Raw genomic sequence first — 266 nt, forward strand, 5'->3', positions numbered from 1 at the left:
CAGAGGCACTGCGCCGTTGTGGGTGCGCCTGGCGCGCGACGGTGCCGTATCCGGCCGAACAAGTCCGCTCGGTCACCTTGCTGTGTGAGGGCGGCCGCCTGTTCCTCGACGTCACCGCCGAGGTGCCGGTGGCGGTCTACCCGCCCGGTGACGAACCGGACCCGGCCAGGGTGGCCGGGGTGGATCTCGGGATCATCCACCCGTACGCGGTGGCCGGCCCGGACGGGGAGGGGTTGTTGGTGTCGGGGCGGGCGATCCGCGGCGAG

Annotated in this window: 1 protein-coding gene; it reads left to right on the top strand. The window is 73.3% G+C overall.

Annotated elements, in window-relative coordinates:
* Positions 1–77: 77 nt before the first annotated feature.
* Positions 78–266, top strand: a 189-nt coding sequence (locus I8N68_RS32575; RefSeq protein ID WP_200216943.1) for a hypothetical protein, incomplete at its 3' end; no start/stop codon positions are given.

The organism is Micromonospora coerulea (genome assembly GCF_016598485.1).
Classification (GTDB): Bacteria; Actinomycetota; Actinomycetes; order Mycobacteriales; family Micromonosporaceae; genus Micromonospora; species Micromonospora coerulea.